The 20,087-nt window shown below is 66.4% G+C and carries 20 protein-coding genes; 10 read left to right on the forward strand and 10 right to left on the reverse strand.

The features are described from left to right. From MH112_RS13415 to MH112_RS13425, 3 genes are all read left to right on the forward strand, one after another. A partial coding sequence (locus MH112_RS13415) for an MOSC domain-containing protein (RefSeq protein WP_296568593.1) occupies positions 1-531 on the forward strand: 531 nt, incomplete at its 5' end. Continuing rightward, positions 528-1,397 carry a peptide chain release factor N(5)-glutamine methyltransferase gene (prmC, locus tag MH112_RS13420; protein WP_296568595.1) on the forward strand — a complete coding sequence of 290 codons (870 nt, stop codon included), beginning with the start codon at positions 528-530 and terminating at the stop codon, positions 1,395-1,397. The genes MH112_RS13415 and prmC, both read left to right, overlap by 4 nt. A gap of 249 nt (positions 1,398-1,646) precedes the next feature. Further along, positions 1,647-2,540: a DUF4167 domain-containing protein gene (locus tag MH112_RS13425; RefSeq protein ID WP_296568597.1), complete on the forward strand. Its 894-nt coding sequence runs from the start codon at positions 1,647-1,649 to the stop codon at positions 2,538-2,540. A gap of 96 nt (positions 2,541-2,636) precedes the next feature. On the opposite strand, the gene MH112_RS13430 is transcribed toward MH112_RS13425, so the two are convergent. After that, positions 2,637-4,703 carry a TonB-dependent receptor gene (locus MH112_RS13430; RefSeq protein ID WP_296568599.1) on the reverse strand — a complete coding sequence of 689 codons (2,067 nt, stop codon included), beginning with the start codon at positions 4,701-4,703 and terminating at the stop codon, positions 2,637-2,639. 102 nt (positions 4,704-4,805) lie between these two features. Between MH112_RS13430 and MH112_RS13435 the strand changes: the two genes are divergently transcribed. From MH112_RS13435 to MH112_RS13450, 4 genes are all read left to right on the forward strand, one after another. After that, entirely contained in the window at positions 4,806-5,291 is a 486-nt protein-coding gene (locus tag MH112_RS13435; protein WP_296568601.1) for a Fur family transcriptional regulator, read from the forward strand. A gap of 82 nt (positions 5,292-5,373) precedes the next feature. Further along, on the forward strand, positions 5,374-6,678 hold the full coding sequence (locus tag MH112_RS13440; protein WP_296568603.1) for a hemolysin family protein: 1,305 nt from the start codon (positions 5,374-5,376) through the stop codon (positions 6,676-6,678). Beyond that, complete coding sequence (gene arfB / locus MH112_RS13445) at positions 6,662-7,087, forward strand: alternative ribosome rescue aminoacyl-tRNA hydrolase ArfB (RefSeq protein ID WP_296568604.1); 426 nt, start codon at positions 6,662-6,664, stop codon at positions 7,085-7,087. Before MH112_RS13440 ends, arfB begins: the two co-directional genes overlap by 17 nt. A gap of 68 nt (positions 7,088-7,155) precedes the next feature. After that, positions 7,156-7,689 (forward strand): hypothetical protein, encoded by a 534-nt coding sequence (locus MH112_RS13450; protein ID WP_296568606.1) that lies wholly within the window; start codon positions 7,156-7,158, stop codon positions 7,687-7,689. A gap of 88 nt (positions 7,690-7,777) precedes the next feature. Here the strand turns inward: MH112_RS13450 and clpB are convergent, their stop codons facing one another. From clpB to MH112_RS13475, 5 genes are all read right to left on the reverse strand, one after another. Next, the gene (clpB, locus tag MH112_RS13455) at positions 7,778-10,360 is read right to left on the reverse strand and encodes an ATP-dependent chaperone ClpB (protein ID WP_296568607.1); all 2,583 of its coding nucleotides are present in this window, start codon (positions 10,358-10,360) and stop codon (positions 7,778-7,780) included. A 166-nt stretch (positions 10,361-10,526) separates the two neighbouring features. Further along, positions 10,527-10,955 carry a DUF1178 family protein gene (locus MH112_RS13460; RefSeq protein ID WP_296568608.1) on the reverse strand — a complete coding sequence of 143 codons (429 nt, stop codon included), beginning with the start codon at positions 10,953-10,955 and terminating at the stop codon, positions 10,527-10,529. After that, entirely contained in the window at positions 10,952-11,785 is an 834-nt protein-coding gene (locus MH112_RS13465; RefSeq protein ID WP_296568609.1) for a carbon-nitrogen hydrolase family protein, read from the reverse strand. The genes MH112_RS13460 and MH112_RS13465 overlap by 4 nt, the downstream gene beginning before the upstream one ends. 19 nt (positions 11,786-11,804) lie before the next feature. Further along, positions 11,805-12,062, reverse strand: coding sequence for a glutaredoxin 3 (grxC, locus tag MH112_RS13470; protein WP_296568610.1), 258 nt, complete (start codon positions 12,060-12,062; stop codon positions 11,805-11,807). A gap of 57 nt (positions 12,063-12,119) precedes the next feature. Then, the gene (locus MH112_RS13475; protein WP_296568612.1) at positions 12,120-12,902 is read right to left on the reverse strand and encodes a ComF family protein; all 783 of its coding nucleotides are present in this window, start codon (positions 12,900-12,902) and stop codon (positions 12,120-12,122) included. Between MH112_RS13475 and MH112_RS13480 the strand changes: the two genes are divergently transcribed. Further along, on the forward strand, positions 12,901-13,815 hold the full coding sequence (locus MH112_RS13480) for a methyltransferase domain-containing protein (protein ID WP_296568614.1): 915 nt from the start codon (positions 12,901-12,903) through the stop codon (positions 13,813-13,815). The two genes, MH112_RS13475 and MH112_RS13480, sit on opposite strands and share 2 nt — an antisense overlap. A gap of 9 nt (positions 13,816-13,824) precedes the next feature. Here MH112_RS13480 and MH112_RS14985 read toward each other — a convergent pair whose 3' ends face one another. Continuing rightward, positions 13,825-14,058: a Flp family type IVb pilin gene (locus tag MH112_RS14985; RefSeq protein ID WP_365787343.1), complete on the reverse strand. Its 234-nt coding sequence runs from the start codon at positions 14,056-14,058 to the stop codon at positions 13,825-13,827. Next, positions 13,974-14,381, reverse strand: a complete 408-nt coding sequence (locus MH112_RS13485; protein ID WP_296568617.1) for a (deoxy)nucleoside triphosphate pyrophosphohydrolase — start codon at positions 14,379-14,381, stop codon at positions 13,974-13,976. Before MH112_RS13485 ends, MH112_RS14985 begins: the two co-directional genes overlap by 85 nt. A 311-nt stretch (positions 14,382-14,692) precedes the next feature. Between MH112_RS13485 and MH112_RS13490 the strand changes: the two genes are divergently transcribed. After that, the gene (locus MH112_RS13490) at positions 14,693-16,117 is read left to right on the forward strand and encodes a DEAD/DEAH box helicase (protein WP_296568619.1); all 1,425 of its coding nucleotides are present in this window, start codon (positions 14,693-14,695) and stop codon (positions 16,115-16,117) included. Between the two features lie 64 nt (positions 16,118-16,181). Here the strand turns inward: MH112_RS13490 and argJ are convergent, their stop codons facing one another. Together argJ and MH112_RS13500 are read right to left on the reverse strand one after the other, a co-directional pair. Then, the gene (gene argJ, locus MH112_RS13495; protein ID WP_296568889.1) at positions 16,182-17,546 is read right to left on the reverse strand and encodes a bifunctional glutamate N-acetyltransferase/amino-acid acetyltransferase ArgJ; all 1,365 of its coding nucleotides are present in this window, start codon (positions 17,544-17,546) and stop codon (positions 16,182-16,184) included. Positions 17,547-17,647: 101 nt separating this feature from the next. Next, positions 17,648-18,628, reverse strand: coding sequence for a peptidylprolyl isomerase (locus tag MH112_RS13500; protein WP_296568622.1), 981 nt, complete (start codon positions 18,626-18,628; stop codon positions 17,648-17,650). Between the two features lie 150 nt (positions 18,629-18,778). Here MH112_RS13500 and MH112_RS13505 point away from each other — a divergent pair, with 150 nt between their 5' ends. After that, positions 18,779-19,948: an acetyl-CoA C-acyltransferase gene (locus MH112_RS13505; protein WP_296568624.1), complete on the forward strand. Its 1,170-nt coding sequence runs from the start codon at positions 18,779-18,781 to the stop codon at positions 19,946-19,948. Positions 19,949-20,087 lie beyond the last annotated feature (139 nt).

Here is a 20,087-nt window from a genome sequence, read left to right on the forward strand (position 1 = left end):
GACCTTATTGCGCCCCTGGGCGAGGAAGCCGGCCGCCAGGCCTTTGCCGACTGGCTGACCCGTCTGCTGGGGGAAGAGGCGCGGGGGCCCTTGCGGGTGCTTCAGGCCCCGGGTCACCGGTTCATGGATCACCCCAAAGGGGACGTCTCCATCGTCAATCTCGCCAGCGTCCGCGACCTGGAGCAAAAGCTGGGGCAGGAGATCGATCCCCTGCGGTTTCGCGCCAACCTCTATGTGGAGGGTTGGCCCCCCTGGGTGGAGAACCAGTGGGAGGGGCTAGGCATGATGGTGGGCTGGGCCCAGGCCAAGGTCTTCAAGCCGATCGTCCGATGCGCCGCCACAGACGTCGATCCGACCACGGCTGAGCGCGATCTGGAGATCACCAAGGCCCTGTTCGATCACTATGGCCACATGTTCTGTGGGATTTATGTCCACATCGTCCGCGACGGGATGGCGAGCCTGGGCGACGCCTGCAGCCAGCCCGAGACCGCCGGCGGCGCTGAGCACGCCCAGGGGAGCCCCCGTCCATGAGCCTGACCCTGCTTAAGGCCTGGGGCATGGCCAAGGCGCGCCTGGAGGCCGTCGGCCTGACGGGTCCGGTGATCGACGCCCGCCTGCTGGTGGAGGCCGCAGCCGATGCCACTCGGCTGGACATCGTCACCGACCCCCACCGGGTGCTCACCGCCGAGCAGGAGGCGCAGCTGGAGGACTATCTGGTCCGTCGCTCAAGGCGGGAACCGGTCAGCCATATCCTCGGACGCAAGGGCTTCTGGAAGATCATGCTGCAGGTCACGCCAGACGTGCTGACCCCCCGGCCGGACACCGAGTGCGTCGTTGATGCGGTGCTGAAGGCCACCGGTGAGCATGACCGGCTGTCGATCCTGGATCTGGGCGTCGGCTCCGGCGCCATTCTGCTGGCCATCCTGGCCGAGCGCGCCAACGCCCGGGGCCTGGGGGTGGATGTGTCGGAGGAGGCCCTGGCTGTGGCCCGGGACAACGCTGCGCATCTCGGCCTGGCCGGCCGGTGCGCCCTGCTCCGGGGGGACTGGGCGCAGGGGCTGTCAGACGAGAGCTTCGACATCGTCACGGCCAATCCGCCCTACATCGCCTCGGAGGTCCTTGAGACCCTGGAGCCGGAGGTGCGGGTGCATGAGCCGAGGCTGGCACTGGATGGCGGACCTGACGGTCTCGACGCCTACCGCAACCTCGCGCCGGAAATCCTGCGGGTGCTCAAGCCCGGCGGGCGATTCGCCGTGGAGATCGGCTATGACCAGAAGACGGCGGTGGAAACGCTTTTCCGCAGCGCCGGTGCCCTGGCCGTCACCACGCAGCAGGACCTGGCAGGACTGGACAGGGTGGTGCTCGGCGAAAAAAGAGCCTTGGAAACTCCGGCCTGAGCCGCTACATCCCTAACTGTCTCCACCCAAATCGCCGGTGAAACAGGCCTCGATCCCGGAAAACGGGGCATCGGCCAAGCCGGCAAGCGCCGCGTTGCGACGGGCGCTCCCAGGTCCGGGGGGATGACGGGGATAATTTACGTCTTCAACACGGAACCTTGGGCGAAACGCCCGATCCCGAGATGAGGCTCACGCAGCCGCACGTCCTGAAGGTCAAGCCCTGGACGCGGCGCAAGACGGTTACCGAATATGAGAGATTTCAAGGGCATGAAGCGTCAGCGCGGGCGCAATCGCGGAGGCGGCGGGAATAAACCCCAGCAGCACAATGCGAACCGCGCCTTCGATTCGAACGGCCCGGACGGCGTCAAGGTGCGGGGCAACGCCCAGCATGTCTTCGAGAAGTACCAGCAGCTGGCCCGGGACGCGACGTCCTCCAGCGACCGGGTTCTGGCGGAGAACTATCTCCAGCACGCCGAGCACTATTTCCGCCTGCTGCGGGCCATGCAGCCCCAGCGCTCCCCCAGTGAGATTCTCGGCCGAGATCAGGTGACCTCTGGCCTCGACATCGATTTCGAGGACGAGAGCGGCCAGGGCCTGCCCTATGCCTCCGACCCTCCGGAAGCTGAACCGGAGTCTGACGGCGAGACCCGCCAGGGCCGCGAGCGCGATGAGTCCCGCCGCGACGATAACCGGCGCGACGACGCTCGGGGCAACGAGCCTCGGCAGAATGACGGCAAGCGCGAAGAGGTCCGTAGGGACGAAAACCGCCGGGACCGTGACGAAGGTCGCCGGGACGAGAACCGCCCGCCTCGCCGGGACCGCTGGCGGGAACGCGACGAGCGTCGGGATCGCAATGACCGCGAACCTCGCTCGGAGCGGGACCCCATGGCCGTGGTTGAACCGCAAGCCACACCCCTAGTGCCTTCCGCCCCGGCCCCAGCCCCGGTCTCCGACGGTCCCATGCTGCGTGACGCTGACGGGGGGGCCAGCGAGGCACCGGCCTTCCTGCAGATGCGGAGCCCTGAGCCTGCCAAGGCAGACGGCGATGAAGCGGTCCGCAAGCCCCGCCGACGCCGCGCGCCCCGCAGTTTTGAAGGCGGCGAAGGTGCAGCGCCCTCAGGCGGCGAGACCGAAGACGCCTGATCGCCTCAGACATGATCCACATGAAAACCCCCGGGAGCGAAGCTTCCGGGGGTTTTTGCATTCAGGTTGAGTTGCCCAAAGGCGGTGCCCCAGGGATCAGAAGCTGTAGCCCACGCCTAACCTGACGCTGCGGCCAGGCAAAGGGGCGAGATCCTTGAGGAAGGAAACATGCTCCCGGGCCTCGGCATCGTTCAGATTGCGGCCCTCCAGGAACAGCTTGAAGCCGTCCGTGGGACGCACCACCACCGAAGCATTCAGCATCCTGTAGCCGTCGGTCGGCAATTCGCCCTCGGTCACCCGGGTCTGTTCACCCACCTGGCGCAGTTCCAGCTTCCCCGTCCACCAGCTGGTGGCGAACACCGCGCGGCCGGTGGCTGACCAGGGCGGAATGCGGGCCGGAGCCCCAAGGTCGGTATCGCCACGGACATAGTCGGCGCTCCCCTCAAGGGTGAAGCTGCGCGCCCCATCCTGCCACAGCCGATAGGCGACCTGCGCCTCTCCGCCCCAGAACTCGGCGTCGGTCTGACGATAGGCGAAGATATCCAGCTCACTGTCGTGATCCTCCTCGCCGGTGGGCCGCAGGTCGATGAAGCCATCATACTGGACGGCGAAGGCATGCAGATCCGCCGCCCAGGGCCCGCCGTCATAGTGCAGCGTGACATCCAGGGCGTAGGAGACTTCGGAATTGAGGTTGGGGTTGCCCACCTCAAAGGCACGGGTGGCGATGTGCGGGCCATCGGCGAACAGCTCCGCCTCGGTGGGGGCCCTGGCTGTCCGGGACAGGCTCATGCCCGCATACCAGCCCTCGGATGGACGCAGGAAGGCCCCGAAGCTGGCCGAGACATTGTCAAATTCCGCCTTGCGGGCAGCCGTCTCCAGGGTCCGACGATCGAGCCGCAAGCCGCCTTCGATACCCCAGCGCTCAAGATCCAGGCGCTGCAGGGTGAAGACCCCAGCCTCGTTAATCTCTACGGCAGGTACATAGGCCTCCTCGCCCTTGGCGTCGAAATCCCGGGTCAGGGCCTGGATACCGACTGCGCCCTGCCAGCCGTCACGCTCGGCCTGAACCAGTTCAAGCCGACCTTCCCAGCCTTCAGACAGGAAGCGGGTGGCGGGCGCGCCATCCTCAATCTCCACGTGCTCGTAGTCGGCATAGCCGCCCGAAACCCGGAGACGCTCAAAGGGGCCCAGGGCCAGATCCATACCCCCCCGCAGGTCGTAGCGGGTTTGCTTGAGGTCAATGCTGACGCCTTCCTCATCCCCGTGGGCGTCGTCGTCATGATCGTCATGATCGTCATGATCATCGTGGTCGTCATGGTCATCGTGGTCGTCATGACCGTGGGCGTGACCGGGCACCCCATAGCGACTGTCAGTCTGCTTGACCGAGAGCCCCAGGAACCCGCCCTGGCCAACATAGGAGAGGCCTGCGCCGTAGGAGTCGAGGGTGACAGCGGTGTTCTCCACCTGGCTCGCCTGAGGGCCGAGGAAATCCTCGCCCTCAGCGGCAAGCTGGCGACGGGATTCCGCCCCCACCGGCACATCATAGTCTTCGGCTTGGCGGCGCATGGCGTCGAGGCTGAATACCCAGGGGCCGGCACCGGCCTTGAGTGCGCCCGACAGCATCTCTCCAGTGTCAACGCTGGACACCGCACCCAGGACCCGACCTTCAATCCCCGCCACCGGGGTCTCGGAGATCCGGTCGTCGATCACATTGACGACACCGCCGATGGCTGAGCCGCCATAGGCCAGGGCCGCCGGCCCCCGAAGCACTTCGATGCGTCGCGCCTCCTGCGGGTCGACGGCGACCTGGTGATCAGGGGACAGGGCGCTGGCGTCCACCATGCCGACGCCATTGCTGAGCACCAGAACCCGCGGACCAGACATTCCTCGGATTACAGGGCGGCTCGCGCCAGGCCCGAAGAAGCTGGACCGAACGCCCGGAAGGTCGCTGAGCACCTCGCCCAACCCCCCGGAGAGGCCCGTATCCAGATCATCGCGGTCAAGAATGTCGACGCTGGTGGTCACCGAGTCGATGGAGATGACGAACGGGGCGGCGGTCACCACGACCTCGGACACCTCGCCCCCCTGACTGACGGTCTGGCCAAGGGCCGGGCCGGCGGCGACCAGCAGGCCTGCGGAGGCGAGAAGGAGGGACTTGCGCATGGGGAGGACCTGTTCTGAAAAACTCAGCAAAACTGTTATGAAATAACATAACTAAACGTCAAGTCGGTTGCGCCGGAATTGGGAGATGATTAGCTGGTCTGCATGGGAGTCGATTGCCACCACACCGAAAGCGCGCATCCTGGGCTTGAAGGCGTCGCCCTGGCAGACGCCGTCGCCGCCGCAGTCAACAAGTGCGAGCGGACCCGAGAACGCCTGACGCCCCCCCGCCGCCGGGTGCTCGAGCTTCTGCTGGAAGCCGATGGACCGATGAAGGCCTATGACCTGATCGCCGCCTATGGGCACGATGGGGAGCCGGCCAAACCGCCGACAGTCTATCGCGCCCTGGATTTCCTCGAGCGACTGGGCTTTGCCCACCGGATCGAAAGTCTGAACGCCTATGTGCCCTGCCGGATGGAAGGCACCAGCCATAGGGCGGCCTTCCTGATCTGCGAATGCTGCGGGGCGGCGCAAGAGTTTGAACCCGACTTCGCCCCACAATTCGCTGCAGCCGAATCTGCGGGCTATGCGGTCCGGACCGTAACGCTGGAAGCGCGAGGTCTCTGTCCGGCCTGCAAGGTTGAAGCCTAGAATTTGCCTCTAGCGCCGGGTTCCTGAGGCCCTAAACTGTAGCGGCGGCTGAATTCTCGTCGCGCTCACCCCTTCCAGGTCAATGCTGCTCATCTCTGTCGTTGCTGTTCTGCTCCTGCTGGTGCTCAACGGCCTATTCGCCATGTCAGAACTGGCGGTGGTTTCAGCCCGGCGTGGAAAGCTCCAGGCCAGGGCCGACAGGGGGGATCGCGGGGCAGCGGCGGCCCTGCGTCTGGCCGATCACCCCACGCGCTTTCTGTCGTCGGTCCAGGTGGGGATCACCCTGATCGGCATCCTGGCCGGTGCCTTTGGCCAGGCGACCATCGCCGCCGAGCTTGACCTGATCCTGGAGACCGTGGCGCCGTTGGCCCCCTATTCCGAGGCCCTGGCCACCGGGATCGTTGTCATCGTCCTGACCTATCTGTCGCTGATTGTCGGTGAGCTGGTTCCCAAGCGCCTGGCGCTGATTTTTCCCGAGACCATGGCCTCCCTGGCCGCCCGCCCCTTGACCCTGCTGGCCCTGGCCATGGGGCCGTTCATTACCCTGCTGACCACATCCACCGCAGCGGTCCTCCGCCTGCTGGGGGTGCGTGACGCCCAGGGTGAAGCCATGAGCCACGAGGATGTGGAGATGGCCCTGGCCGAGGGGGCCCGCGCCGGCCTGATCGAGCCCGCCGAGCAGCAGATCATGACCGAGGTGATGCGCCTGGGCGACCGACCCGTCCGAGTGGCCATGACACCGCGCCGGGACCTGCACTGGATCTCGCTGGCCGATACCCCAGAGACCCTGCGTGATGAGATCCGCGCCTGTCCCTATTCGCGCATTGTGGTCAGCCGCGGCCAGGACATCGATGATCTGGTGGGCGTGCTGCACAAGAAAGATGTGGCGGATCTGCTGATGGATGACGCCGCCTTCGACCTGGAGCCCTTGGTCCTCACGCCCCTGTTCATCCCCGACACCACCTCGATCCTGCGGGCCCTGGAGCAGTTCAAGAAGACCACCATCCACATGGCTTTCGTGGTGGATGAGTTCGGCAATCTGGAGGGTGTCGTCACCCCTATCGACCTGCTGGAAATGATCGCTGGCGACTTCCCCGAGGAACATGACGCACCAGCCCCGCTGATCCTGGAGCGGGAGGACGGATCATTCCTGGTGGACGGGCGGGCCGACCTGATGGATCTCGGCGACCGTCTGGGGGAGACCTTCGACGAGGGCGACGGCTTCCACACCGCTGCCGGTCTGGTGCTTCAGCGCATGGGCCGCATCCCCAAGGAAGGCGACACGGCCATCATCCGCCGCTACCAGGTCGAGGTCCTGGACATGGATGAGCGCCGGATCGACAAGCTGCTTTTCACCCGGCGCGACGGCGATGCTGAGGATCAATGACACCCTCGCCATAGACGAGGACGAGATCACCCTGCGGTTTGTCCGGGCCTCGGGTCCCGGGGGTCAGAACGTCAACAAGGTCTCCACCGCCGTCGAACTGCGCTTCGACGTCTGGAACGCCCCAACCCTGCCCGAGCCAGTGCGCGCACGCTTGGCCAAGTTGGCCGGCCGCCGGCTGACCCAGGAGGGAGTGCTGGTTCTGCTGGCCGAGCGGTTCCGGACCCAGGAGCGCAATCGCGCCGATGCTCAGGACCGCCTGCTGGAGCTGATCCGCAAGGCCGCCGAACCTCCGCCGCCCCCCCGCAAAAAGACCAGGCCGACCCTGGCCTCCAAGACGCGCCGCCTGGAGAGCAAGACCCGCCGGGCTGTGGTCAAGGCTGGCCGGGGACGCCCCGGCGGCGACGACTAAACCCAGACCGTGTGGGGTCGCCGCAGCAATTGTTGGCATCTGTCACAGTCCTTAACTATGGTCTGACCATGTCTAAGCTCCGCATCCTGGCGATCTCCGCCACGCTCGCCCTGGCCACGGCCTGCGCCCCGACCATGGGCCCGCCTCCCCCGCCGCCCGGCACAGGAACCCCGTCGGCCACGGTCTTCCGCCAAGAGGACTTCTCCTGGTCGGCGGTGCCGGGCCGCAACACCATTGATGGCCGCCTGACCTATCGCCAGGGGACCACCCGCTACACCTGCTCGGGTGCCGGCGTGGTGCTGACGCCGGAGACCCCCTGGACCCGGCGGCGCATGGCGATCCTCTATTCGTCGCCGGAGGCCGCTGCCCTGCCCGCTGACGAGGTCCGCGCCCGGACGCCCTCGGCCCCCAATGACGACTATTCGTCCTTTGTCCGACGGACCACCTGTGACGCCGCCGATCGCTTCACCTTCGCAAATCTGCCCGATGGTGCCTGGTTCGTGATCACGGTCACCCGTCCCTCCGCCGGACCCGGCCCGAGCATGGCCATCATGCGTCGTGTGGTGACCCGAGGCGGTCGCATCAGCCCCATCGATCTTTGACGCGGGCCACCTCCACCTGAGACCTGAAAGCCGAACGCCCTCCCCGCGCATGCGGGAAGGGCGTCGTCGGTGTCATCAGACCAGAGCCTCAGTGGACCTGGGCGCGACCGATCACCAGGCCGTCATCATCGGCCTGGACCTCGATCACCGCCCCATCCTCCAGATCGCCAGCCAGCAGTTTGCGGGCGATGGGGTCGATAAGGTCCTTCTGGATCACCCGCTTCAGCGGGCGAGCGCCATAGACGGGGTCATAGCCCTTATTGCCCAGCCAGGTCAGGGCTGAGGCGTCCAGGGACAAGGCCATGCGCCGGTCGGCCAGCATCTTCTCCAGGCGGTGAAGCTGGATGCCAACGATATTGCCCATCTCCGCCCGGCCAAGCCGTTTGAACAGGATGATCTCGTCGATCCGGTTCAGGAGCTCGGGCCGGAAATGGCTGCGCACCACATCCATCACCAGGGGCCGCACCGCGTCCACCGGCTCGCCCTCGGCCTGGGCGGCGAGGTGCTCTGAGCCCATGTTCGAGGTCATGATGATCAGGGTGTTGCGGAAATCGATGGTACGCCCCTGCCCGTCCGTCAGACGACCATCATCGAGCACCTGCAGCAGGATGTTGAACACGTCGGGGTGCGCCTTCTCGACCTCGTCGAACAGGATCACCTGATAGGGCCGGCGGCGGATCGCCTCGGTGAGCGCGCCCCCTTCATCGTAGCCGACATAGCCAGGAGGTGCCCCGATCATGCGGCTGACCGAATGCTTCTCCATGTACTCACTCATGTCGAGGCGGGTGATGGCCTGCTCATCGTCAAATAGGAACTCCGCCAGCGCCTTGGTGAGCTCAGTCTTGCCGACCCCGGTGGGGCCGAGGAACAGGAAAGAACCAATAGGCCGGTTGGGATCCTGCAGACCCGCGCGGGCGCGGCGGACGGCGTCGGAGACGGCGGCGAGCGCCTCCTCCTGGCCCACCACCCGGCCCCGGAGGCTGTCCTCCATGGACAGCAGCTTCTCACGCTCGCCCTCCAGCATCTTGTCGACAGGAACGCCCGTCCAGCGGCTGACCACAGCGGCGATCTGTTCGGCGTCCACCACCTCAGGACTGACAGGTGCCTCTTCGGCGGCAGCCTCGGCCTGGGCCAGGCTGCGTTCCAGGGGCGGAATTTCCCCGTAGGCGATCTCAGATGCCCGCTGCAGATCACCCCGCCGCTGGGCGGCGACCAGTTCGGCGCGCAGGCGGTCGAGCGCCTCGCGGATCTGGGCAGCTGAGCTCAGCTTGTCCTTTTCCGCCTTCCAGCGGCCGGTCATGCCGGCCGATTCCGCCTCAAGCTCCACCAGCTCGTCCTCGAGCTTTTCGAGCCGCGCCTTGGAGGCTGCGTCAGTCTCCCGGGTCAGGGCCTCACGCTCGATCTTCAGCTGGACGATCCGACGGTCGATCTCGTCCAGCTCTTCAGGCTTGGAGTCGACCGCCATGCGCACCCGGCTGGCCGCCTCGTCCACCAGATCGATGGCCTTGTCGGGCAAGAAGCGGTCGGCGATGTAGCGATTGGACAGGGTGGCGGCGGCCACGATGGCGCTGTCAGAAATCCGCACCCCGTGGTGGACCTCGTACTTCTCCTTCAGGCCGCGCAGGATGGAGATGGTGTCCTCCACCGTCGGCTCGGACACGAACACCGGCTGGAACCGGCGAGCCAGAGCGGCATCCTTCTCCACATGCTTACGGTACTCGTCCAGCGTCGTGGCACCGACGCAGTGCAGCTCGCCCCGCGCCAGGGCAGGCTTCAGCAGGTTGGAGGCGTCCATGGCGCCCTCAGACTTCCCGGCACCCACCAGGGTGTGCATCTCGTCGATGAACAGGATGATCGAGCCTTCGGCGGCGGTGACCTCGTTCAGGACCGCCTTCAGCCGCTCTTCGAACTCGCCGCGATACTTGGCCCCGGCGATCAGGGAGCCCATGTCCAGGGACAGGAGCTTCTTGTCCTTCAGGCTTTCAGGCACGTCCCCATTGATGATCCGCAGGGCCAGGCCCTCGACGATAGCGGTCTTGCCGACGCCCGGTTCGCCGATCAGGACGGGATTGTTCTTGGTGCGCCGCGACAGCACCTGGATGGTCCTGCGGATTTCCTCATCCCGGCCAATTACCGGATCGAGCTTCTGGTCCCGGGCGGCCTGGGTCAGGTCACGGGCATATCGCTTAAGCGCGTCGTAGCCTTCCTCGGCCGAGGCGGAGTCCGCCGTGCGACCCTTGCGGACATCGCTGGCGGCACCTTCCAGGGCGCTGGCCTTGACGCCCGCGCTCTTCAGGGCCTCAGCGGCCTCGCCACCTTCCGCAGCGATCGCCATCAACAGACGTTCGGTGGTGACGAACGCATCGCCAGCGGACTTGGCGTCAGCCTCAGCCTTGGCGAAAACCCGGGCGCTTTCGGGGGCCATATAGAGCTGGCCTGAGCCCCCCTCGACCTTGGCCCGCTTGGCCAAGGCGGCCTCAACGGCCGCATCGGCCTCATCGGGCCGACCCCCGGCGCTCTGGATCAGGGCGCGGGACAACCCGTCCTTTTCCTCGAGCAGGACCTTGAGCAGGTGGATGGGGGCAAGTTGCTGGTGACGGCGGGCAAGCGCGAGGCTCTGAGCCGACTGGATCGCCTGTTTGGCGCGATCGGAATAGACGTCGATGTTCATGGCATCCCCTCGTTAGGCGGATTGACGGGCCTCGCCTTTGCGCAAGCGCAAGCCCCGTCCACTCATGATGTAGGTGTGACACTTAGGCCACACAAGCCGCCTCGACCCGTTTCTTTTCGGCCACGCGCCCTAGGTTAAACCGATTAACCAGAGCCCCGTTGCGCGGTCAGTTCAGCTCGGTCTTCTTGGGCGGCTCTGGGGGCAATGGGGCCACGGGGACACCGTCCTCCACCAGGGCCTTGACCTCAGCTGGCGTCGCCTCGCCGTAGATGCCTCGGTCCTCGGAGCGTCCTTCGTGGATAGCGCGGGCCTCAGCGGCGAAGGCGTCGCCGACATTGTCGAAGTTCTCCTCCACATGGCGGCGCACCTTGCTGAGCGCCTCCATCATCACCGCCCGGGCCTGGGGCGGCAGATCAGGGGTATTGCGCTTGGTCCCGGCGACGGCCGGGGCCATGATCTGCTTGCGCACCTCAGCGGTCTCGCAGACCGGGCAGGACAGCAGGCCCCGGGCCTTCTGATCGTCAAAGTCTGCCGAGGCACCAAACCAGCCCTCGAACTCATGGTCATGGGCGCAGACCAGGGCGTAGCGGATCATGGCAAGGGCACCGGGCCGCTGAAGGGCTGGGCGTTGGCCAGGGCCGGGATGGCGGCCCTCGCCTTGGCCACCTGATCAAGATCGAGGTCCGCAAACAGCACGCCCGGCTCGTCGTGGTCGAGCTTGCCCAGAACCTCGCCCCAGGGGGCAATAGCCAGGCTGTGGCCATAGGTGCCGCGGCCGTCCTCGTGGAAACCCCCTTGAGCCGGGGCCAGGACGAAGCTGCCGGTCTCAATGGCCCGGGCCCTTAACAGCACCTCCCAATGGGCCTCGCCGGTGGGTCGTGTAAAGGCGGCGGGCACGGTGAGGATCTGCGCCCCGGCTAGGGCGAGCGCCCGATGCAGGGCCGGAAAGCGGATGTCGTAGCAGATGGTCAGACCAAGCACGGCACCTTCGGCCTGGGCAATGACGGCCTGATCCCCGGGGGTGTAGACCGCCGATTCCCGTGCGGTCTCTCCATTGGGCAGATCCACATCGAACATGTGCAGCTTGTCATAGGTGGCGGTGATCTCACCGTCCGGGGCAATCAGAGCGCTGCGATTGGCCGCCTGACCATCCCCTCGCCGCACCAGGGCTGAGCCGATCAACACGCTGACCGAGAGCCGCCGCGCCGCATCCCGCAGACCCTGGACCACCGGGTCGTCCTCCAGCGAGGTCAACTGCGCCGCCAGCAGATTGCGATCCTTCTGCAGGAAATTTGTCCCCTCCGGCGTGAGGATCAGCTGCGCGCCCCCTTGGGCGGCCTGGCTGATCAGGGGCACCACATGGTCCAACGCCCCGGCGTGGCTGGCCGGGGTTCGGGTCTGAATGAGGGCCACGCGGAGGGTCATGGGCTCTGGTCTCGCTGGCTCAGGCCGCGCCGAGCAGGGCGTCGAGCTTGCCGGCTCGCTCCAGCTCCATCATGTCGTCGCAGCCGCCGATGTGACGTTCACCGATGAAGATCTGCGGGAAGGTGTTGCGGCCCGAACGCCGGTTCATCTCCTGGCGCCGTTCAGGATCGAACGCCGCCTCAATCTCGGTGAATTCGACGCCCTTCTTTTCGAGCAGCGCCATGGCGCGCACGCAGTAGGGGCAGAACGGCTTGGTGTAGAGGGTCACGTTGGGCATGGCGGGGATAAGGGGAGTCCAAAGTTAAATGTCCAGACCTCGGCGCGAAGCCTCCGGTCATGAGGGAGTGGTCGCGGCCTTGACCCGCGCGACCACGGCGAGATCGACGCGGGCCGCCCCAGCCGCGAGCAGGGCGCGCGCGCAGCCTTGGGCGGTGGCCCCGGTGGTGAGAACATCGTCCACCAGCAGGATGTTTCGTCCCGCCACCTGATAGGCGCGGCCCTCTGGGACGACAAAGGCGCCCGCCACATTGCGCCGCCGACCAGAGCCCGACTTGCCCCCCTGGCTCTCGGTGGCGCGGCGGCGGACCAGGGCGTCGGGGAGATAGGGCCGGTCCCTGAGCCTGGCCAGGCCGCGAGCGATCTCGGCAGCCTGGTTGAACTGGCGCTGAAACAGGCGGCCCCGGTGCAAGGGCACCGGAATGATGGCGTCGGCCTCGATCACCAGCTCATCAGCCGCCCGCGAAAGCCAGCGGGCAAACAAAGGGGCCAGATCCTGCCGGTCGGCATGCTTGAACTGCAGGATCGGATCGCGGGACGTCTCGTCATAGAGACAGGCGGCCCTGGCGCGTGAGAAGGCTCGCGGGCGTGCCTCGCAGGCAACACAGCGGGCACCTGCGCCCAGGGCGAACTCGAATGGCGTCCCGCAGCCGTCGCAGACGGGGCCGTCAATGAAGGTGATCTTCATCCAGGCCTGTGCCGACAGGCCGGCCGACATGGGCCTTGGCCCGTCATCCAGGGCCAGCGGCGGAAAGACCAGGTCCAGGAGCCCCCGCCCAGCTGATTTCAGCTGCGGTCCTGGTTTCCAGACGCGGCCCGACAGGCCATCTTGCAGGCTCATGTCACCTGCTCCCCCCAAACTCTTCGACCGCGCCCTGGTGCGTAAGCGCCTGACCCGGGCCGCCCCGGTCTTTGACCAGGCCGACTTCCTGCATCGGCGCGCCGCCCAGGATGCCGTGGAACGGCTGGAAGCGATCATGCGCGACTTCCCCCTGGCCGTCGATCTTTCGGCGCGTCGGGGCGCATTTTGCCAGGCCCTGGGGCAGAGCGATGCTCAGGCGCGCATCGGAACGGTCATCGAGGCCGACTTTTCCGGCGCCATGCTGGCGGGGCGTCCAGGTCCAAGGGTCGTGCTCGATGATGAGCGGCTGCCCTTTGCCCCAGCCAGCCTGGACCTGGTGATCTCGACGCTTGGCCTGCACTGGACCAATGATGTCGTCGGAGCCCTGATCCAAATTCGCCGCGCCCTGAAGCCCGATGGCCTGTTCATCGGGGCCTTCCTGGGCGGTTCGACTCTCTTTGAGCTGCGCCGCTCTTTGATCGACGCCGAGGTCGAGCTGACCGGCGGGGCCGGCAGCCGCGTCTCCCCGTTTGCAGATCCCTCTGACGCAGCCGGGCTATTGCAGCGGGCGGGCTTTGCCCTGCCCGTCGCCGATGTGGACCGGGTGAATGTCCGCTACACCCACCCCCTGAAACTGATGGCCGACCTGCGGCAGATGGCCGAGACCAACGCCCTGGCCGAGCGCCATCCCCGGGCGCTGACCCGCACGGTCCTGGCGCGGGCCTTCGAACTTTATTTTGAGCGGTTTGGCGAGGCTGACGGACGAATACCCGCCACCTTCGAGATCCTGACCCTTACCGGCTGGGCGCCGCATGTCAGCCAGCAACAGCCTCTGAAGCCTGGCTCAGCCAAGATGCGCCTGGCCGATGCCCTGGGGGTGGAGGAGAACCCGCTGCCGCGATCAGAAGACTGAAGGGCTTGGTCAGCCCAGCGCGTCTGAGACCTTGATCAAAACATCATAGATCTGGGAACGTAAAGCGCCTGCTGCGGTGATGACCACAAGGCCGAGCACGGCGGCCATCACGGCATGTTCGACCGCCGTGGCGCCAGACTCATTCCGGCTCAGGGACGTCAGACCAGGTCGCGAAGCCAGGCCACCAGGGGCGCGTCGGCCGGCGGCATGGGATAGTCGCTCAGCTTGTTCGGCTTCACCCATGCGAGGGCCTTGTGCTCCTTTGCGGTGACGAACCCGCTCCAGCGTCTGCACAGATAAAGTGGCATCAGCAGGTGAAAGGACTCATAACCGTGGCTGGCGAACACGAAGGGGGCCAGGCACGCACCCGTCACCTGAATGCCCAGTTCCTCATCGAGCTCGCGGATCAGGCAGGCCTCAGGCGTCTCGCCGTCCTCGACCTTGCCGCCCGGAAACTCCCACAGGCCCGCCAACGCCTTGCCCTCTGGCCGTTGGCAGATCAGCACGCGACCGTCGACATCGATCAGGGCCGCGGCGGCGACCAGCAGGATAGGCTTTGAGCTCATAACCTCTCCATTCCCCGGCTGGGCCGGCAATGCAACAGGCCTCGACAATCTGTGTCACCGGGGCGGGCTGAGACGGTCATGGGTTGACTTCGCACCTGCGAAAGAGGATTAGGGCCTGCGCCCTGATTGGCGCTATCGGTGCTCCAGCCCGCGTGAGGGCCTCCTGAAATGGGGGTTCGGCCTGTTGAGCGCCCTAAGAGATCGCATAGATCGCCCCGCCACGCGGGGGCTTTCCCCAAACTGACCCGCGCCCAGCGGCCCTTGCAGAGCAAGCGGTCGCGTTCGGTGCACTCCGAAAGACTGTAAGTCACTTGACCCAATTTTCTGAACTCGGCCTGGCCAAACCTTTGCTCAAGGCCCTGGCCGACCAAGGCTATGAGACCCCGACCCCGATCCAGGCCAAGGCCATTCCGGGCGTGTTGTCTGGCCGTGACATCCTGGGCATCGCCCAGACGGGCACTGGCAAGACCGCCGCCTTCGCCCTGCCGATCCTCCATCGCCTGGCGGCCGACCCCAAGCCCGCGCCCCGTCGCGGCTGCCGGGTGCTGGTCCTGTCGCCGACCCGCGAACTGGCCACCCAGATCGCCGATAGCTTCCGCACCTATGGCCAGCACCTGGGCCTCACCGTCACCGTGATCTTCGGCGGCGTGAAGTATGGCGGCCAGATGCGCGCCATGGCACCGGGCGTCGATGTCCTGGTGGCCACCCCGGGCCGCCTGATCGACCATCTGGGCGAGAAGACCGTCACCCTGCAGGGCGTCGAAACCTTCGTCCTCGATGAAGCCGACCAGATGCTGGACATGGGCTTCATCGTCCCGATCCGCCGCATTGTGAAGCACATCCCCGCCCAGCGGCAGAACCTGTTCTTTTCGGCCACCATGCCCACCGAAATCGGCAAGCTGGCCGGCGAACTCCTGAAGGACCCGCTGAAGGTCTCGGTAACCCCGCAGGCGACCACCGTCGAGCGCATCACCCAGAAGGTGCTGTTCGTCGAACAGACCCGCAAACGCGCCCTGCTGGCCGAGCTGTTCGCCGAGAAGGACTTCAAGCGCGTCATCGTCTTCACCCGTACCAAGCGCGGTGCCGACCGGGTGGCCAAGAGCCTGGAGCAGGGCGGGGTAGAAGCCTCGGCCATCCACGGTGACAAGAGCCAAGGCCAGCGCGAACGCGCGCTCGCCGACTTCAAGGCGGGCAAGGTTCGCGCCCTGGTGGCCACCGACATCGCCGCCCGCGGCATCGACATCGACGCGGTCAGCCACGTGGTCCAGTACGAACTGCCCAACGTGCCGGAGGCCTATGTCCACCGGATCGGGCGGACCGCCCGGGCCGGCGCCGATGGCTCGGCCATCGCGTTCTGCGCCGATGACGAGCGCAACCTGCTGCGGGATATCCAGAAGGTCACCCGCCAGACCATCCCGTCCTTCGACCGGCGCAACGATAAGGGCCTGGCCCTGATGACCAAGGCCATTGCCGACGTCACGCCGGAAGAGCCCCGTCTGCCCTCCGGCCGTTCACGCGATCCGCGCAACGACGTGCCTGCAGCCCTGCGTCAGACCCGCGGTCGTCGTCCTGACCAGAGCCGTGGCGGCGGTGGCGGTGAAGGCCGGGGTGGCCAGCCCCGCCGTGACGGTGCCAAGCCCGCCCAGGCGGCCAAGGCCGGTGCCAGCGCCGGTGGCGATCGCTTCCGGGGTCCCAAGCGCGAAGGCGTCGCCAAGGCCTGGAGCCCGATTGACTAAAGCCTCTCGGCTCAACTGCCCTTGAACCTTTGCGGTCAGGCCCAGAAGGCCTGGCCGCATTGCATTAGGACCGGTAGTCGCCGTTGATGGCCACATACTGCTTGGTCAGGTCGCAGGTCCAGACCGTGGCGCTGGCCTTGCCGACGCCCACATCGACAAAGACCTCAAGGTCCTGCTGCTTCATATAAGCGCTCATCTTGGCCTCGTCGTAGGTGGCCGAGATCAGGCCGTCGCGGGCGGCCCAATGCTCGCCAAAGCGCACGGAAATTGAGTCCCGGTTGACCGGCTCGTCTGCACGGCCGACCGCCATGACGATCCGCCCCCAATTGGCGTCCTCGCCGGCAAACGCGGTCTTGACCAGGGGGCTTTCGGCGATGGTCCGGGCGATCTTGCGCGCCGACACAGGGTTCTCAGCGCCCGCCACGGTGATCTTGACGAACTTGCTCGCCCCCTCCCCATCCCGCACCAGCTGCAGGGCGAGATCCAGCAGCACCGCCTCGAGCTTTTCTCGGAAGTCGGCCAACCGCTTGTCACCGGCCCGGGTGATCTTCGCAGCGCCCGACTGGCCCGTGGCAAACAACAGCAGGGTGTCGTTGGTCGAGGTATCCCCGTCCACGGTCACGCAGTTGAAAGTGGTACGAACATAGAGGTTCACCAGACTCTGCAGGGCCGGGGCGGAGATGGCGGCATCGGTGGCCACAAAGGCCAGCATGGTCGCCATATCCGGCGCGATCATGCCTGAGCCCTTGCAGATGCCGGCGATGCGCACCGGCGTCCCGTCGATCAGCGCCTCGGCGGTCGCCCCCTTGGGGAAGGTGTCGGTGGTCATGATCGCCCGGGCCGCAGCGTCCCAGTTGTCAGCCTCGAGCTTCTGTTCCACCTCAGGCAGCCGCTGGGTGATCTTGGTGTCGTCTAGCAGCACGCCGATCACGCCGGTGGAGGCCAGCATCACATCCCGCTGACGGCAATCGAACCGCTTGGCCACTGCCGAGGCCACCCGGCGGGCTGCATCGGCACCCGGCTTGCCCGTAAACGCATTGGCGCAGCCGGCGTTGACCACCAGGACCCGGACCTCCGCCCCCCCGGTGGCCGCCAGTTGCTTCTGGCACCAGTCTACCGGCGCCGAACCCACCTTGCTCCGGGTGAAGACACCCGCCGCGGTGGTCCCAGGATCGAGGCTGACCAGCAGCAGATCATCGCGCTCGTGCTTGTAGAACCCCGCCCGACCCACGGCCAGGCGAACCCCGGCCACCGGTGGGATGGTCGGGAAGGGCACCACCAAGGGCGAGACCGGCAAGGCGGACTTGGCTGGCTTGGCGACCGGTGCGGCGCTGCTCGTTTTGTCGGCCCGCTTGGTGGTCGCGCGCTTCAGAGCGCTGGCCAAGGGATCCAGCGCCCGCTCGATCTTATGACCCATGGCTCCCCCCATGCTCTCTCCCGACCGGGTTGAACCTGAGGCCTTGGCGGGAGCCTTCGTCTTGGGGGCCCGGGTCTTGGCGGCCTGAGGCGTCTCTGGCGGCTTGCTGGCCATCAGTTGGCCTCCGCAGGTTTAGCAGCCGGTGCCTTGGGGGCCGGGGCGGCTTTTGCCGCAGGCGCAGGCTTGGCGGGCGGTGCTGCGTCGGCAGGCTCCACCGGGGCGCCGGGCACGTCCTCAGCTGCCGCGATCAAGGTCTCGACCTTGGCCCGGCCCCGCAGCTTTTCTAGCAGGTCGCGGACCTGATCATAGGTCAGAAAGCGAATGATCTGCGGCCGTGCGGCCTCCAGGGTGATCGGCTCTTCCAGGCGGCGGTCCTCGATACGCACCACCGCAAAGCCGCCTTCCACCTCAAAGGGACCGACGATCTGCCCGGCCTTGGCGTCCTTCAATGCGCCCTCATAGGCTTCGGGCATCACATCGGTAGTGAAATAGCCGAGATCACCGCCGTTGAAGCGGGTCGCGGCGTCGGTGGACCGTTCCATGGCCAGGGCCTCGAACGATGCGCCGGTGGCCAGCAGGCTTTTGACCGCCTCGCCTTCTTCAAGGGTCGCGACCAGGATTTGCCGGGCTCGGATTTCCTCAGACTGCCGGGCGAGCTTCAGCTGCTCCTGATAGAGGCTGCGAATGGCGTTCTCGTTCACGGCGTCGGACACGACGGTCTCGACGAGCATGTCGCCGAGGATGCGTTCCCGAGCGGCAGCCAGGCGGCGCTGGGCCACCGGATCCTCGTCGAGATTCCGGCTGAGGGCTTCGGCGGCCAGGAGTTTCTGGTCGATCACCTCGTCCAGCACCCGCCGGAACAGGTCTGACGAGATGTCCAGGGGCTCACCCTCTCCGATCAGCGCCTGGGCCACGGCCTCTCGCTTGACGTCCGAGGCCCAGACGGTCTTGCCGTCGACCTTGGCCACGGCCTCATCACCGGGCTGGGGCGGGCGCTCATCGCCGCCGCGATCGCCACAGGCGGCCAGCAATAGACCGACAGCGGTCAGTACGGCGGCAAGTCCGCCGAAACGGGTGGGGTTTGCACGGGTCATGGGCAGCATCCCTGGAGCGCCGGGACAAGACTGCTGGCGCAGTCCGTCCCTAGCCATTTCCCCCGTGGGATGCAAAGGTTGCGGCGATCATAGCTCGGCGTCCGCACCACAAGCAGGCAGCCGGATCATATTCATTCGGGAGAATTACATATGCGCGAAGCCGTTATCGTTTCCTATGCCCGCACCGGGCTCGCCAAGTCAGGTCGCGGGGGCTTCAACATGACCCCGACCATGAGCATGGGCGCTCATGCGGTGAAACACGCGGTCGAACGCGCTGGAATCGATCCGGCCGCCATCGAAGACTGCATTATGGGCAATGTGGCCCACGGCGCAGGCAATCTGGGCCGTCAGGTGTCCCTGCTGGCCGGCCTGCCGATCTCCACGTCTGGCTCCACCGTCAACCGCTTCTGTTCCTCGGGTCTGAACACCATCGCCACGGCCGCCAACTATGTGCGCATTGACGGCGCTGACGCCGTGGTCGCCGGCGGCGTGGAGTCCCTGTCGATGCCCGGCGGCGGCGGCGGGCGCGAGAACATCGACTCTGACCTGATCAAGCAATACCCGGCCATCTTCATGCCGATGATCGACACCGCCGACGTGGTCGCCGAGCGCTACAAGGTTAGCCGCGAGTCCCAGGACCAGTACTCCCTGGAATCTCAGCAGCGCATGGCTGCCGCCCAGCAGGCGCAGAAGTTCAAGGACGAAATCGTCCCCATGAAGACCAAGATGAAGCAGGTCAACAAGGAGACCAAGGAAGAGACCGTGGTCGACTATGTCGTCGATCGTGACGAGTGCAATCGTCCCGACACGACCCTCGAAGGCCTGGCCAAGCTCGCCCCGGTGCGGGGCGAAGGCAAGTTCATCACCGCCGGCAACGCCAGCCAGCTGTCGGACGGCGCCGCTGCCGTGGTAATCATGGAAGCCAAGGCCGCCGAGAAGGCCGGCCTGAGCCCCATGGGCGCGTTCAAGGGCTGGGTCGTCGCCGGTTGCGAGCCTGACGAAATGGGCATTGGCCCGGTGTTCGCCATCCCGCGCCTGCTGGAGCGTCATGGCCTGAAGGTCAACGACATCGACCTTTGGGAACTGAACGAGGCCTTCGCCTCCCAGTGCCTCTATTCCCGCGACAAGCTGGGCATCGACCCGGAGAAGTACAACGTCAACGGCGGCTCCATCGCCATTGGCCACCCCTATGGCATGACCGGCGCCCGTCTGGCCGGTCACATCCTGCAGGAAGGCAAGCGCCGTAACGCCAAGCATGTGGTGGTGTCCATGTGCATCGGCGGCGGCATGGGCGCAGCGGGCCTGTTCGAGGTCTACTGATCCCCCGCCGCCCAGGCGGTGACGATCTCCAAGGGCTCCCCGGCAACGGTGGAGCCCTTTCTATTTCAGGTTTTGCCTGAGCCAGAGGCCATACAGGGGGGCCTCACGTTGACACTGGCAGGACCGCTGCTTAAGTCTC

This window comes from Phenylobacterium sp. (assembly GCF_022402485.1).
In the GTDB taxonomy this organism is placed as follows: domain Bacteria; phylum Pseudomonadota; class Alphaproteobacteria; order Caulobacterales; family Caulobacteraceae; genus Phenylobacterium.

Excerpts from the sequence above, each read along its gene's own strand:
- prmC (WP_296568595.1), top strand. The coding sequence starts at position 528 with ATGAGCCTGACCCTGCTTAAGGCCTGGGGCATGGCCAAGGCGCGCCTG.
- MH112_RS13425 (WP_296568597.1), top strand. The coding sequence starts at position 1,647 with ATGAGAGATTTCAAGGGCATGAAGCGTCAGCGCGGGCGCAATCGCGGA.
- MH112_RS13430 (WP_296568599.1), bottom strand. The coding sequence starts at position 4,703 with ATGCGCAAGTCCCTCCTTCTCGCCTCCGCAGGCCTGCTGGTCGCCGCC.
- MH112_RS13435 (WP_296568601.1), top strand. The coding sequence starts at position 4,806 with ATGGGAGTCGATTGCCACCACACCGAAAGCGCGCATCCTGGGCTTGAA.
- MH112_RS13440 (WP_296568603.1), top strand. The coding sequence starts at position 5,374 with ATGCTGCTCATCTCTGTCGTTGCTGTTCTGCTCCTGCTGGTGCTCAAC.
- arfB (WP_296568604.1), top strand. The coding sequence starts at position 6,662 with ATGCTGAGGATCAATGACACCCTCGCCATAGACGAGGACGAGATCACC.
- MH112_RS13450 (WP_296568606.1), top strand. The coding sequence starts at position 7,156 with ATGTCTAAGCTCCGCATCCTGGCGATCTCCGCCACGCTCGCCCTGGCC.
- clpB (WP_296568607.1), bottom strand. The coding sequence starts at position 10,360 with ATGAACATCGACGTCTATTCCGATCGCGCCAAACAGGCGATCCAGTCG.
- MH112_RS13460 (WP_296568608.1), bottom strand. The coding sequence starts at position 10,955 with ATGATCCGCTACGCCCTGGTCTGCGCCCATGACCATGAGTTCGAGGGC.
- MH112_RS13465 (WP_296568609.1), bottom strand. The coding sequence starts at position 11,785 with ATGACCCTCCGCGTGGCCCTCATTCAGACCCGAACCCCGGCCAGCCAC.
- grxC (WP_296568610.1), bottom strand. The coding sequence starts at position 12,062 with ATGCCCAACGTGACCCTCTACACCAAGCCGTTCTGCCCCTACTGCGTG.
- MH112_RS13480 (WP_296568614.1), top strand. The coding sequence starts at position 12,901 with ATGTCACCTGCTCCCCCCAAACTCTTCGACCGCGCCCTGGTGCGTAAG.
- MH112_RS13475 (WP_296568612.1), bottom strand. The coding sequence starts at position 12,902 with ATGAGCCTGCAAGATGGCCTGTCGGGCCGCGTCTGGAAACCAGGACCG.
- MH112_RS14985 (WP_365787343.1), bottom strand. The coding sequence starts at position 14,058 with ATGGGTGAAGCCGAACAAGCTGAGCGACTATCCCATGCCGCCGGCCGA.
- MH112_RS13485 (WP_296568617.1), bottom strand. The coding sequence starts at position 14,381 with ATGAGCTCAAAGCCTATCCTGCTGGTCGCCGCCGCGGCCCTGATCGAT.
- argJ (WP_296568889.1), bottom strand. The coding sequence starts at position 17,546 with ATGGGGGGAGCCATGGGTCATAAGATCGAGCGGGCGCTGGATCCCTTG.
- MH112_RS13500 (WP_296568622.1), bottom strand. The coding sequence starts at position 18,628 with ATGACCCGTGCAAACCCCACCCGTTTCGGCGGACTTGCCGCCGTACTG.
- MH112_RS13505 (WP_296568624.1), top strand. The coding sequence starts at position 18,779 with ATGCGCGAAGCCGTTATCGTTTCCTATGCCCGCACCGGGCTCGCCAAG.